The 12863-nt window shown below is 63.4% G+C and carries 13 protein-coding genes; 7 read left to right on the forward strand and 6 right to left on the reverse strand.

Annotation, left to right across the window (positions count from 1 at the left end):
- Positions 1–68 precede the first annotated feature (68 nt).
- Positions 69–311 carry a hypothetical protein gene (locus AC07M8_RS17165; RefSeq protein WP_495175446.1) on the forward strand — a complete coding sequence of 81 codons (243 nt, stop codon included), beginning with the start codon at positions 69–71 and terminating at the stop codon, positions 309–311.
- On the opposite strand, the gene AC07M8_RS17170 is transcribed toward AC07M8_RS17165, so the two are convergent.
- The 6 genes from AC07M8_RS17170 to AC07M8_RS17195 all read right to left on the reverse strand — a co-directional run bounded on the left by AC07M8_RS17170 (position 308) and on the right by AC07M8_RS17195 (position 4068).
- On the reverse strand, positions 308–1393 hold the full coding sequence (locus tag AC07M8_RS17170) for an acyltransferase family protein (protein ID WP_495175447.1): 1086 nt from the start codon (positions 1391–1393) through the stop codon (positions 308–310). The genes AC07M8_RS17165 and AC07M8_RS17170 overlap by 4 nt on opposite strands.
- A 179-nt stretch (positions 1394–1572) precedes the next feature.
- Entirely contained in the window at positions 1573–2727 is a 1155-nt protein-coding gene (locus tag AC07M8_RS17175; RefSeq protein WP_495175448.1) for an acyltransferase family protein, read from the reverse strand.
- Between the two features lie 67 nt (positions 2728–2794).
- Positions 2795–3097, reverse strand: a complete 303-nt coding sequence (locus AC07M8_RS17180) for a CcdB family protein (protein WP_495175449.1) — start codon at positions 3095–3097, stop codon at positions 2795–2797.
- Positions 3097–3345, reverse strand: a complete 249-nt coding sequence (locus AC07M8_RS17185; RefSeq protein ID WP_495175450.1) for a type II toxin-antitoxin system CcdA family antitoxin — start codon at positions 3343–3345, stop codon at positions 3097–3099. Before AC07M8_RS17185 ends, AC07M8_RS17180 begins: the two co-directional genes overlap by 1 nt.
- An 86-nt stretch (positions 3346–3431) precedes the next feature.
- Positions 3432–3827: a type II toxin-antitoxin system VapC family toxin gene (locus AC07M8_RS17190; RefSeq protein WP_495175451.1), complete on the reverse strand. Its 396-nt coding sequence runs from the start codon at positions 3825–3827 to the stop codon at positions 3432–3434.
- The gene (locus AC07M8_RS17195) at positions 3820–4068 is read right to left on the reverse strand and encodes an AbrB/MazE/SpoVT family DNA-binding domain-containing protein (RefSeq protein ID WP_495175452.1); all 249 of its coding nucleotides are present in this window, start codon (positions 4066–4068) and stop codon (positions 3820–3822) included. Before AC07M8_RS17195 ends, AC07M8_RS17190 begins: the two co-directional genes overlap by 8 nt.
- Positions 4069–4448: 380 nt before the next feature.
- On the opposite strand from AC07M8_RS17195, the gene AC07M8_RS17200 reads away from it, so the two are divergent.
- From AC07M8_RS17200 to AC07M8_RS17225, 6 genes are all read left to right on the forward strand, one after another.
- Entirely contained in the window at positions 4449–7403 is a 2955-nt protein-coding gene (locus AC07M8_RS17200) for a TonB-dependent receptor plug domain-containing protein (RefSeq protein ID WP_495175453.1), read from the forward strand.
- A gap of 153 nt (positions 7404–7556) precedes the next feature.
- Entirely contained in the window at positions 7557–8603 is a 1047-nt protein-coding gene (locus AC07M8_RS17205; RefSeq protein ID WP_495175454.1) for a site-specific integrase, read from the forward strand.
- A gap of 483 nt (positions 8604–9086) precedes the next feature.
- Positions 9087–9878: an aldolase/citrate lyase family protein gene (locus AC07M8_RS17210; RefSeq protein ID WP_495175455.1), complete on the forward strand. Its 792-nt coding sequence runs from the start codon at positions 9087–9089 to the stop codon at positions 9876–9878.
- A 99-nt stretch (positions 9879–9977) separates the two neighbouring features.
- Positions 9978–10793, forward strand: coding sequence for an inositol monophosphatase family protein (locus tag AC07M8_RS17215; protein ID WP_495175456.1), 816 nt, complete (start codon positions 9978–9980; stop codon positions 10791–10793).
- Between the two features lie 36 nt (positions 10794–10829).
- Positions 10830–11744: an SDR family oxidoreductase gene (locus AC07M8_RS17220; RefSeq protein ID WP_495175457.1), complete on the forward strand. Its 915-nt coding sequence runs from the start codon at positions 10830–10832 to the stop codon at positions 11742–11744.
- A complete protein-coding gene (locus AC07M8_RS17225; protein ID WP_495175458.1) occupies positions 11741–12778 on the forward strand; it encodes an oxidoreductase in 1038 nt (345 codons plus the stop codon). The genes AC07M8_RS17220 and AC07M8_RS17225 overlap by 4 nt, the downstream gene beginning before the upstream one ends.
- Positions 12779–12863 lie beyond the last annotated feature (85 nt).

Genomic DNA, 12863 nt, shown 5'->3' on the forward strand with positions numbered 1-12863 from the left:
GGTTGGCGACGTATCATCGAAGCATCGGATGACACCGGGCCGAAGGCCTGCCTATCGTCCGCCAACCCATGGAGCGTAACAATTTGGCCGAGGCAGACCCCAGGTTCGGCATGCAGGAGCCGGTCGGGCCCGAGGCTGCCTGCGTGGAGCACGCGTCGCGCTATTTCATCGAAGGCGAAGACGCGGCCGAAGCCGGCAAGCGGCGTATTGACTGCCGCTACATCAAGGGCGCCATCGCCTGGCGCGAGTGGATGGCGGGCTTCGACGCCGGCACGCTCGACCTATCGGGCTTCGACGCTCCTCAGTCTTAAATCGGGTGAGCTGATCGGAGCCGGCGCCTGGCGGTGAACCAGGATCGGACGGGTTTGTCATAGAAGTGGAACGCAGCAGTGCCGATCGCGACCAACACAGCTAGCCCGCCGAGTGCGAACCCGAGACGCCCCCAAGCTGACAGGTGCAGCTTCAGCCCGACTACCCCAAGCAGACGCACCAGCGGATAATGTATCGCATATAGCGGATAGGAAAGATTGCCGCTCCACGCTGCCCAGCGCCGGTCCATCGTGCTGTTTGATGCCGCCAGCACGATCAGCGGCAGCACCAGCAGCACCGCGGCCAGATCGTACAGCGCATTGAGCGTTGCGAGATGCGGCACCGCCAACAGCGCAATCAAGGCAATGGTGACCGTCACCGCACCCGTGCGCGGTGCCTTGCCGCGCCAGTGATAAAGAAGGATCCCCGCTGGGAACGACCAGCCGATCCTGGCGAAGCCAAAGAAGAAGGTCTCGGGCACCTGACCAAACTCGGATCCGCCCGTCCGTAGCGTGCCATAGACCAGGAAGAGCGCGCTCAGCGCCATGGCGGCGTACAGCCAGCCGCGGCCGAGACGCAGCCGCGCCCAGGGCACGAACAACAGGTTGGAGATCGCCTCGAGGAAGAGCGTCCACATCGGCGCGTTGAGCGGGAACACCGTATGCTCGAGCGTGGTGGTCCACATCACTGGGATCAGGATCGATCCGAGCACCATCGCGGTGAGCCCCTCGCGCAGGTGCAGCGCGTGATCGCCGATGCCGGGGCGTCCGATCTCGACCAGCGCCGCCAGCACGGTGCCCGCCACCACCATCGGCAGCAGCCGGATCGCGCGGATGACGAAAAAGCTCCATCCCGTCAGCCGGTCGTCAGCAAGTCGCTCGGTATAGGCCTTGGCGATCACATAACCGCTGAGCACGAAGAAGAAATCGACCGCGAGATAGCCGTGGCCGAACAGCAGCGGCAGATCGAGGCGCCGGGATAAATGGAAGGCGACGACGGCGATTGCCGCCACCCCACGCAGCCAGTCCAGCGTGAGATTGTGATTGGCGGCGCCGCTGTTGCCGCCGCCCAGGGGCGAGGCCATGACCGTCGATATCCTATCCGTGCTCATTCGCCCCCCGCGGCCGCCATCGAATATGTCATGGGTGTAGTTGGCCTTGTCGCTCATCAACAGCCTTGCTCGGCGCTGGATGTAGCGTTGCACCGTGATCCAACTGGTTGGGAGGTCAGCTTGTCGTGCGGCCCTACCGCTTGCCTGGCTGCCTAGAAGCGCAACAGGCGCCGGGTCTGCTTGGCGAGCGGCTTTTCGATCCATTCGAACATCGGGATGGAGAGCGCGACGGTCAGCGCTGTGGCGATGCCGAATAGACCCAGGCGCTCGGCGATGATCATCGCCGAGCGTGCGCCGACATCGCTAAGGCCGAAATAGGTAACGAGACCAAGTCGCAGGTACCAGATTACGGCCAGGTGAACCATATAGCCCGAATAGGAACAGCGGCCGACGTAGGAGATCCACGTCGACTTGAGGAAGACCTGGATCAGCGAGCGATCAGCGATCGCTGAGAGCACGCAGCCGATGCTGAGCAGCAGCACCGGCACATAGACTAATGCCTCGCGCAGTTGACCAAAGGCGGCGCCCGACAGGATATCCTTGAACGCGGACATGCCCGCTGCGCCGCGGGTGACATGATTGATGAAGGCATAGAAGCCGGTGAAGGCGACCAGCGATGCAATGCCGAGGAACAGGCTGGCGTTCGCCATCCGCCGCTCGATGCGGCCGCGGTACAGCGACAGCAGGCAACCGGCCGCAAAAGCGTCGAAGTGGAACACGGAGACGTGATATTCCCAGCTTTGGATATCGTCCGGCGATACCCCCGCGGCTTGCGCATAGAGGCTGTAGAGCACCCGCATGGCCACCGGCATGATCAGCAGCGCGATCATCACCAGCTTGATCTGCCGGGGCCGCAGCAAGATCAGCGCGGCGCCGGCAACCACGTAGAATTGCATCTCGAACGAGATCGTCCACAGGTGCGAGATCGCAAACACGGTGTCGCCGTGCAGCGGATAGAAATTATAGGTAAAGGTGGCAAAGCTCAGTAGCTGGGTAGGGATCAGCGGATGCGCAAAGACCAGGCAGAAGACGATGAAAACCGCCACATAGCAGGCGTATAGCGGCACAATTCGCGCGATCCGGCGGAAGTAGAATTGCCGGAGCCGTTCCGCGACGGGCAAGGCGGTCGGCTTGGCATCGAGGATCGACGAGGTCACCACGAAGCCGGAAATGACGAAGAAAATCCACACCCCGAGCCAGCCGATCGGCAGCAGGTCACAATGCTGGGCGACGACCAGCGTCATCGCATAGGCGCGCAAGGAATCGATGCTGGTGTAGCGGGCGTGGCGGGGAGCGGCGTCGCTCATGAGCCGGTAACGTCCATGCCGATTGCCATATATTCCCCCGAGAGTGCAGATTTGCGCAGGCTGCTTTTCAGACGCCAGTGATCAGGAGGTCAAGCGCGGCGGTGATCGTCTCGTGGCGATCGGCGAGCGTCGCGACCCGCTCGCCCAATTCGCGAACATGGATCGCCGCGGCAAACTGGGTAACGACTAGATGCCGCCCGCCGGCGATGTCGACCAGCGGATTGAGCCGTGCGGCCGGTGCTGGCGCATGTGCCTCGGGTAGTAGCGGCACTACTAGCCTCGTATTGAGGCCGGAAAGAAGGTCAGCCTGCACGTCGAGCAGATAACCCACGCCGCCGTCGCGGCGAGCATGCACATCGAGCCGCGCCATCAAAACAGACGGAGGGATGCGAGCGGCAGCGCCTGTTGATCCGCATAGGCGTTGGAAGCAGCAATGGCCTCGCCATTCTCGGCCAGCCAGCGTGCCGCGCGCGCCTCACCAATCTGCTCAATCAGCCCTCGCTCGCATGCGCGCGAGACATTGACCTCCAGCGCGCGCGCTTCTTCAATCAGGCGCGGATCGAGCGATACATTGGTGGCACGGCGCGGCCGGTCGGCAGAGTAAATGCGAGATGCCATGCACATGATGTATGCGCATTGGAGTCAGGGTCAACGCCATCTTGGCTTTAAATCTATCGATGCGTGTCGATGCGAGCCAACCCCGTTCAGCGGATCGCCTCTACCATCACGCCTGCTGCATTGGCGATCTCCAGCCAGCTCAGGTCGGCAGTCAGCGCAATTGCCCGCCGCGAGAGCGCCAGCGCAAGGCAGCTGCGATCCCCGAGCGACAGACCAGCAGCGCGGGTTGTGGCGCGTAGGAGTCCTGCCGCCATGGCTTGCGCGCGGTCGACCGCCACGACCTCGACGTCGAGCTGCGACATGATGTCGACGATTTGGTCGGGGGGTGTCCCGCGGTCTACCAGCTTGGCGACGACCTCATGGTAATTGACCGCGCTGAGCAATGCGCCGCTCATCCGCTCGGCCACCATGTCAGCGCCGGGCTCGTCGAAGAAGGCGGCGAGGACAGCCGATGCATCGAGCACATAGGTGATGTCAGTCACGCTCGGCCTCGGCGCGACGATCGGCAATCAGCTCCGCGGCAACAGATCCGTCGGCCGACGCATAGGGCTGCAGCATCGCTTGGATCCGCTTCAATACGTCGCGTGCCGGTCGCACGTGCAGCTCACCGTCTACGATGCGCATGACTACCTGATCTCCATCGACCAGCCCGAGCTCGCGTCGGATGTCGGATGGAAGCTGCAGGCGGCCTCCGCTCACCAATCTGCCTCGCTGCACGTTCATTTGTCGCTTCTCTCATCATCAGTAGCATGGCTCAGCAGCATACAATCATCGCTTGGTTCCGACAATCATGCGCTATGTCCGATAACTGACCTTCTCGGACATTGCCGTGTGGATCAGAGCTGCTTGCCTGTTGACGAGAATTGAGCCCCGTGATGCGAGCCCTTGGCTGGAGCAGGTGAGTGGCGGCAGCGATGCTCCACGCACGACCCGCCGGTAAGGCCGAAGGCTGCCCTAACTTACGTGCATGCGAGCTACCGACTGTTGCCAAATTGTTACGGGTTGAAGCGATTGCGCAAAGATCGAGCTTTCGAGGTAGCGATTATGAACGTGTCGTTCATAGTGTGTCACAGAGCTGTTTAACTGCTTAAAGGGATCGCACGTTGATCAAATCGAAGCTTCTTACGACCACCGCGTTCGCCGCCGCGATGATGCTGTTTCCATCGATCGCGCAGGGCCAAGCATCGGCTGCTCAGCAACCCGATTGCTCGGTTAATCCTGCGGCACCTGGATGCGATCCGAATGGCAGTTCACCGACGGCGCGAGAAGAAATCATCGTAACCGGCTCGCGCATTGCGCGCCCTGAGCTCGAAAGCGCGACCCCGGTGGTCAGCATCGGGTCGGAGGCGATCCAAAGGCAAGGCATCACCAACGTCCAGGGTATTTTGAACCAGTTGCCGCAGCTCGGCATTCCAGGGCTCAGCAACACCAACAGCAACTTTCTCACAAGCGGCAACGGCGTTGCGACGATCAATCTACGCAACCTTGGCTCATCGCGGACGCTGGTTCTCGTCAATGGACGTCGCTTCGTGGCGGGCGTAGCCGGCACCTCCACCGTCGACGTCAACAATATTCCCGCCGACTTCGTCGAGAACATTCAGGTCGTCACCGGCGGCGCATCGTCGATCTACGGCTCCGACGCGGTCGCGGGCGTCGTCAACTTCATCTTGAAGGACAACTTCGAGGGAGTCAGCGCCCGCCTTCAGAACGGGATAAGCGAACGCGGCGACACGCATACGTTCTCCGCCAGCGTATCGGCTGGTACGAAGTTCGGCGACGGCCGTGGCGCCATCATGGGCAACTTCACCTATGACAAGGATGAGGGCCTGTTTTCCAATCGCCGGGCTATTTCTGCGCAGGACTGCAGCAGTCTTGGTTGCGGACCTCAGTCCTACAGCAGCTACGCTCCACAGGGCCGCTTCCAACTCTATAATCGGTCGGCTCCGACCGGCAATGCCGGTGGTTACGCGTCCAATCTGTTCACCTTCAACGGCGACAACAGCCTCGTTACCGGCTTTCCAACCGGCTATGGCGTAAATCGGGAGGACTTCCGCCGCATTTCGACACCCGTCGAGCGCTTCCTGGGCACCGTGCTCGGTCACTACGACGTAACCGAGAATGTGACGGCCTACGTCGAAGGTACCTACGCCCGAACCAACTCGTCGTCGGCAATCGAACCGTATGCGCTCGGATCAGACACCGATCTCGGCTTTGGCTACAGGATCGACAATCCCTACATTCCCGCAGCGATCCAGGCGCAGATCGCCGCGCGCAACAGCGACGGGATCGCCACTAACAACGTAGATCAAATTTCCTTCCGTCGGCGTCAGAACGATGTGTTCAGCCGCAGCAACGTTGCGAAGCGGGACACCTTCCGGATCGCGGGCGGCTTCCGCGGCGACCTTGGTGGCAGCTGGAAATATGACATCTCGGGCGTTTATGGGCAGCTGAAGGATCATACCCAGACGCAGGACCTGGACATCTCCAAGTACGCGAACGCGCTGGACGCCGTGCGGGATGCGACCGGCAACATCGTTTGCCGCGACGCCGCGGCCCGTGCCGCCGGGTGTACTCCGATCAACTTGTTTGGCTACAACACCGTCTCGCCAGCTGCGGCCGCCTATGTTCAGGCGGCTGTGCCCCGGACCGACGACATCAAGAACACTGAAATTGTTGCAACCGCTAACGTCACGGGCAGCCTGTTTACGCTTCCGGCCGGCGATGTGCAGGTTTCGGTCGGTGGAGAGTACCGGCATGAAAAGAGCGTGGAAAACTTCGACGAGCTCACGAATGCCGGCCTCAACACCGGCAACCAGCTCTCCGACACTGTAGGCAAGTTCAACGTCAAGGAAGCGTTTGGCGAGCTTCAGATCCCGCTGTTGAAAAACACCCGATTCGCCAATTCGCTGAGCCTTTCCGGCGCAGCTCGATATTCCGACTACTCGACGATTGGCAACGTGTTCAGCTGGAACGCCGGTGGTGAATATTCCCCGTTCGAGGGACTCCGCTTCCGCGGTAATTACGCGGTGGCAAATCGCGCACCCAACATCAGCGAACTCTACTCACCGCCTTCGGAGACGTTTCCGTCGATCCAGGATCCCTGCAACGGCGTGACCGCCACGTCTGGCGGCCAGTATGCTGCTGCATGTCGTGCAAACCCGTTTGTCGCCGCAGCCATCGCACGCAACGGCAGTTTGACCTACACGCTGGCAGACACGCAGGGCATCAACGGCTTTGACGGTGGGAACACCAATCTGCAGGAGGAGAAGGGCAAGACGATCACCGCGGGTGTCGTGATCGTTCCATCTCAGATCCGCGGCCTCAGCCTCACAGCTGATTACTTCAACATCAAGGTTGAGAATGCGATCGGGATCGTGCCTCGCGCCACGTCGATTCAACAGTGCTTGCTGACCAACCTCTCGCAATTCTGCAATAACGTGATCCGGAATTCTGCCACCGGGTTCATCACAACCGTCAACGCGCAGAACGTCAACATCGCCACGTTCAAGACCAGCGGTATCGACTTCGACCTCAAGTATGGCCGGAACGTCAACCTGCTGGGCGACGACCGCGTCGACCTTCACGTTGTTTACACACACACGCTCCACTACAAAACCCAATCGGATCCTTCAGCCCCGATCGACAGCGGCGTTGGAAATCTTGAATACGGCGAAGTGTTTCGCGATAAGCTCACGGCGACCCTGGACTACTCGGTCGGTAACTTTGGTATCAGCTGGACCACTAACTTCCTAAGCCACATGGTCGACACCGAACGCGGCGAATTCGCCGACACGGTGGAGTCGCTGGGGCTTTCGGATGAGATCGCGAGCCACAATGAAATCGCTTCGCGGTTTTACAACAATGTGCAGGTTCATGTTGATATCGGCGAGAAGCGGAACTTCGAATTCTTCGCTGGTGTGACGAACCTGTTTGACCGGAAGCCACCGAAGCTTGAAGACACAGTCTTTTACGGGACGATCACCGGCACCACGACGGCGGCCGACGTCTATGATCCGTTCGGGCGGCGGATGTATGCCGGCGCTCAGGTTCGCTTCTAGGGTGTAGGCATAGCCCTTGGGGGGGGCGCATCCCCCCCAGAATGGCGTCAGACTGAGCGGCTCTATTTAGGAGCGCGCCAGTGCGCGGCACCAACCACGGCCCGCCTCGATGAATGACCTCGGCCAATCTACGGTTCAGTAAGGCCGGCAAGCGTGGCACATACTAGTCGGATGGTCACGCCCGAGCTCACCCCCCTGCCCTTACCGGCCGCCCCACCAGCGTCAACGGCGCTGATCGGCATCGCCGTGGCGCAATCCACGCTGCCGGCGATCCTTAACGACAAGATCGAACGCGCCGCAGCCTATGCCAAAGCGGCACGCGCCGGCTCGACCCGGCGCGCTTATGATTCCGACTGGGCGATCTTCACCGCCTGGTGCACCGCGCACGGTCTGGTCGCGCTGCCGGCGACGCCCGATGTGGTTGCGGTGTTCGCCAGCGACCAGGCGACCGCCGGGCGCAACCCGTCGACGATCACCCGCCGGGTCGCCGCGATCGGCCACCATCATCGCAGCGCCGGCTTTCCGGCGCCGACTGCCCTACCCACCGCCGGCCGGCTCGCCGAGGTGCTCGCCGGGATCCGTGCCGAACATGGCGGCGCCAAGCGGCAGAAACGCCCCGCCGATGCTGCGGCGCTGCGCAACATGCTGGGCGTGATCGAGGGCGACGGCCTGCGCGCGGTGCGCGATCGCGCGATCCTTGGCATCGGCATGGCTGCGGCGCTGCGCCGCTCGGAGATCGTCGCGCTCGAGGTCGGCCATGTCGGCATCGTTCCAGAAGGCCTGCGGCTAACGATCGCGCGCTCGAAGACCGATCAGGCGCGGGCAGGCGCGGTGATCGCCATTCCCGAAGGTTCGCGAATCCGCCCCAAGGCGCTGCTGCTCGCCTGGATGGCGGCCGCCGGCCATGGTGAGGGGCCGCTGTTCCGCCGCCTGTCGCGCGCCGATGCGCTGACGCCTGCCCCGATGTCCGACCGCGCGATCGCGCGGCTGGTCCAGCAGCATGCCGCGGCCGCAGGCTATGACCCATCCCAGTTTGCCGGCCACTCGCTCCGCGCGGGTTTTCTCACCGAGGGTGCGGCGCAGGGCGCGACGATCTTCAAGCTGCAGGAGGTCAGCCGGCACAAATCGGTGCAGGTGCTGTCCGATTATGTCCGCAACGCGGAACTGTTCAAGGACCATGCGGGCGGGCGTTTCCTGTAAAGCCAGGCATATCATGACGCGACTTGGCCGGATCAGGGTGTCCCTGGAGCCCGATAGTCGGGGCATGATAATGATGCATCATGTAAGGTAGCCCGATACAGCAAATGTTCGAAGCAGTTGTTGAATCGCTATGCCAGTCTTTGACGTCCTCCAGCCCATCAAGATGACCTGAAATAGAATGATCTCGCCGCCAGCTACGAGCCGAGGTTACAATTTCTTAATCAGTTCACCTGCAGCGAGCAGTCAATCCGGCGTTCGGCAGGAGTGAAAATGCGGCGCAGCCCCGCTCGACGGCTGCAGTATCGATGTGCTAGCGACCGCGGCCAGCGCGGGTAGCGCCAGCGCTTCGCGGCGATTGGCAAGGCGCTGGGTCACTGTGTGCTATCCGATCTGCTTGGCTTCCGGAGGTAATTGGTCCTGACGATTGACGCTGCCAGTCGTAATTGTCAGAGCTGCTGACGCATCAAGTGACAAGGAAAGATCGTGAACTCTACCGAACGTAGGATGCTGGACGCGCTGAAGCGCGGGCGGGATCATCATGGCGTCGTTGCCGTCAAGGCCGAATTTGAAGCGGAAGGCACGCGGCCGGACGAGTTCCATCGGTTGCTCGAGCTCGCCCAGCGCGCCGATATCAAGGTCGCGTTGAAGATCGGTGGCTGCGAAGCGGTGTCCGATCTGCTCGCCACCAAGGTCTATGGCGTCGATTACGTTATCGCCCCGATGGTCGAGACGGCTTACGCGCTCACCAAGTTCATTGAAGCCAAGAACAAGACCCACGGCTCGCTGCGCGATCGGACCGAGTTCCTGTACAATCTCGAGACCGAGACGACGCTGCGCAACATGGACGAGATGCTGCCGATCGCCAAGGGCGGCGTCGATGGCATCGTGTTCGGCCGGGTCGATTTCACCCTGTCGCGCGGGCTGCCGCGCACCGCGATCAACGAGCGGCAGATCACCGACGCGGTGCTGCAGGTGGCTCGGGTCTGTGCCGACCACGATCTCGAGCTGGTCGTCGGCGGGTCGGTGTCGGCCGAGGCGATCCCCGCGCTGCGCGAGATCCAGGCGATCCGGCTCGACCGCTTCGAAACGCGCAAGGTGATCTTCGAGGGTGCCGCGGTGAACACCGACACGATCGAGGACGGCATTGCCAACGCCGTCGCGTTCGAGCTCGACTGGCTGACCAACAAGCGCGATTATTATGCGCAGATCGCCCAGGAAGACGCGAAGCGCATCGAGATGATGGAAGCGCGGATGCGGACAGGCTCCCAAGCCTGATCGCGGCGCGGCTCGCCGGCGGATCGTCTGATGTTCATCCCTGATCCCTCCCAGTCGTCTAACGCTCAGGGTAGCGCCATAGCTGCGCTGGACCGCGCGGTGCGTGACCTGCTGGCCGATGTCGGCCGGCAGGTCATCATGCCGCGCTTCCGCAATCTGCTCGCCCATGAGGTCACCGAGAAATCACGGGGCGAGCTGGTCACGGTGGTCGACCAGGAGGCGGAGCGGCTGCTGCAGCAAGGCCTGGAGCGCCTCGATCCGGGCAGCCGGGCGATCGGCGAGGAGGCCTGCGCGGTCGATCCGGCGTTGGTCGACAGCATGGCGATCGGGCGGGTCTGGGTGATCGACCCGCTCGACGGCACCGCCAATTTCGCGGCCGGCCGCGAGCCGTTCGGGATCATCGTCGCGCTACTGGTCGACGGCGAGACCGAGGCTGGATGGCTCTACGATCCGGTCAGCGAACGCTGTTGCCACGCTTGGCGGGGCAAGGGCGCGTTCGTCAACGAACGGCCGTTGCGCACGGCACCATCGGGCCGGCGCCCGATCGCCGCCCTCGCCGCTCAGTTCCTGACGCCGGCATGGCGCGAGCGCCTGCTGGACGAGGCGGCGCGCGCGTTCGATGTCGTGCCGATCCCGCGCTCGGCCGCGGAACATTATCCCCGGCTCGCGCTGGTGGAGAACGACCTAGCTGTGTTCCAGCGCACCCTGCCGTGGGACCATGCGGCCGGCGTCCTGCTGCTCACCGAGGCAGGCGGCAAGGCGACCCGCTGGGACGGCTCGCCATATCGGCTGGGTGACGGCGGTGTCGGGCTGATCGCCGCGGTGGACGGGCAAAGCTGGGCACAAGCGATCGAGGTGCTCGGCCCGATCCTCGCCGGCATCGGCCATGCCGATCTGGTTGCACAGGAATTGTGACAGCCGGTCGGCCAATATCCTGAAGTGGACGATGTGATGACGACGACCATTCCGGTGCTGGTGACCGGGGGCAAGGGCATGTTGGGTGCCGCGCTCGCGCAGGAAGCCAGCCGCTTTCCCCGATTGACGGTGACCGCGCCGGGCCGCGACGAGCTCGATGTCCGCGATCCCGCGGCCTTCGCCCGTTTCGCCGATGCGGCCGCGGGCGGCTGGGTGATCCACTGCGCGGCCCGCGTCGACGTCGAGGGCTGCGCGCGCGAGCCCGAAGCGGCACGCGAGACGATCGTCGCGGGCACCGCCCATGCGGTCGCCTTCGCCCGGTCGGTCGGCGCCCGCTTCCTGTATCCGCAGTCGTTCCTGACTTATGACGGTGCGGTCAACCCGATCCCCGAGGACGAGACGCCGCGGCCCCTGTCCTTCTACGGCGAGCTCAAGCTGGAGGCGGAGCGGTGCGTCACCGCCGCCATTCCCGATGCCACGATCGTGCGCATGGCCGGCTTCTTTGGCGGCGAGGCGGCGGACAAGAACTTCGTCGGGCGGATCATTCCGGCGATGCGCGCCGCGATCGATCGGGGCGAGACGCGCTTTGCGGTCGGCGACCGTGTCTGGCAGCCGACCTGGACGCAGGATCTGGCCTATAACACCCTTCATCTCGTCGTCCGTGGCCTGTCCGGCAGCGTCCAGATGGCGTGCCACGGCCATGCGAGCTTCGCCGAGATCGCGGCCGAGATCGTGGTCGCGCTCGGCTGGCAGGAGCGGTTGGCGATCGACCCGGTCGCCGCGGCTGCGGTATCGGGGAACGAACTCGGCCGGCGCCCCGACCGGGCGGTCCTGAGCGGCATGCGGCTGGACCGCGAGGGACTCGACCTGCAACGTGATTGGCGGGCAACGCTGCACGCCTATCTGTCCCACCCGTTTTTCGACCGTTACCGACTGGAGCCCGTCCGATGACCACCCTGCTTGACCCGCTCGACCGTTCCGGTTTCCTGGCCTTGCGCAACCGCACGGTGATGTCGGCGATGAGCCGTGGCTTCGCCGACGAGGGCCATCGCGCAACGGCGGACATTCGCGATTATTACAAGCGCCGCGCCGATGGCGGCGTCGGCCTGATCCTCACCGAGGGGACGGTGATCCACAAGAGCGGCGATGGCTGGAACAACGCGCCTTATATCGAGACCGACGAGCAGGCCGAAAGCTGGCGCCAGGTGATCGATGCGGTGCACGAGGGCGGCGCCAAGATCGCCTGCCAGCTGTGGCACACCGGACGCATCTCGCATTCGGATTACACCGGCGATGCCCCGGTCAGCTCGACGGCGCGTGCGGCGGGCGGCACCAATCGCCAGAATGGCAAGCCTTATGGCGAGCCGCGGGCGCTGGACGCCGCTGAGATGCCGACGATCTACGGCTATTACACCGCGGCCGCGAAGCGCGCGCTGGACGTCGGCTTCGACGCGGTCGAACTCCACCTCGGCCACGGCTATCTCGCCGACCAGTTCCTCGATTCCCGCGTCAACGACCGCGAGGATTCCTATGGCGGATCGGTGGAGAACCGCTGCCGCTTCGCGCTTGAGCTGGTCCGCGAGATCATGGCGGTGTGCCCGGCCGATCGAGTGATCGCGCGCATCTCGCCGTCGCGCTCGATGGGCGGCCTCTACAATTGGCCCGATCTCGACGAGATGCTCGCCTATTTCATCCCTGCCCTGCAGAATCTCGGCCTCACCGCGCTCGATATCAGCTGCGCCAACTCGGATTATTTCGAAACCGCCGGCGAGATCGTCCGCAAGGTGCGGCCGATGTGGTCGGGCGTGCTGATGGGCGGCGCCTCGCTGACCATCGACCAGGCCGAGGCCGAACTGGAGACGGGGCTGCTCGATCTCGTCACCTGGGGCCGCGCCTTCCTCGCCAACCCCAATCTGGTCGACAAGATCGCCGCGCGGCTGGAATGGACCCCGTTCGACGACAGCATGCGCAGCGTTCTCGCCTGATCGATGCCGCGTCGCCCGCCTCGCCGATGGCAAATGTCATTGGCGAGGCGACATGGTGAAGCTATGGCGCTGGCAAGTTGGCGTG

It is taken from the genome of Sphingomonas sp. GW821-FHT09E03, assembly GCF_059416225.1.

What these genes read in the sequence shown, in the direction of transcription:
- AC07M8_RS17165 (WP_495175446.1), top strand. Translation starts at nt 69, where the DNA reads ATGGAGCGTAACAATTTGGCCGAGGCAGACCCCAGGTTCGGCATGCAG.
- AC07M8_RS17225 (WP_495175458.1), top strand. Translation starts at nt 11,741, where the DNA reads ATGACCACCCTGCTTGACCCGCTCGACCGTTCCGGTTTCCTGGCCTTG.
- AC07M8_RS17170 (WP_495175447.1), bottom strand. Translation starts at nt 1,393, where the DNA reads ATGGCCTCGCCCCTGGGCGGCGGCAACAGCGGCGCCGCCAATCACAAT.
- AC07M8_RS17220 (WP_495175457.1), top strand. Translation starts at nt 10,830, where the DNA reads ATGACGACGACCATTCCGGTGCTGGTGACCGGGGGCAAGGGCATGTTG.
- AC07M8_RS17195 (WP_495175452.1), bottom strand. Translation starts at nt 4,068, where the DNA reads ATGAACGTGCAGCGAGGCAGATTGGTGAGCGGAGGCCGCCTGCAGCTT.
- AC07M8_RS17175 (WP_495175448.1), bottom strand. Translation starts at nt 2,727, where the DNA reads ATGAGCGACGCCGCTCCCCGCCACGCCCGCTACACCAGCATCGATTCC.
- AC07M8_RS17180 (WP_495175449.1), bottom strand. Translation starts at nt 3,097, where the DNA reads ATGGCGCGGCTCGATGTGCATGCTCGCCGCGACGGCGGCGTGGGTTAT.
- AC07M8_RS17185 (WP_495175450.1), bottom strand. Translation starts at nt 3,345, where the DNA reads ATGGCATCTCGCATTTACTCTGCCGACCGGCCGCGCCGTGCCACCAAT.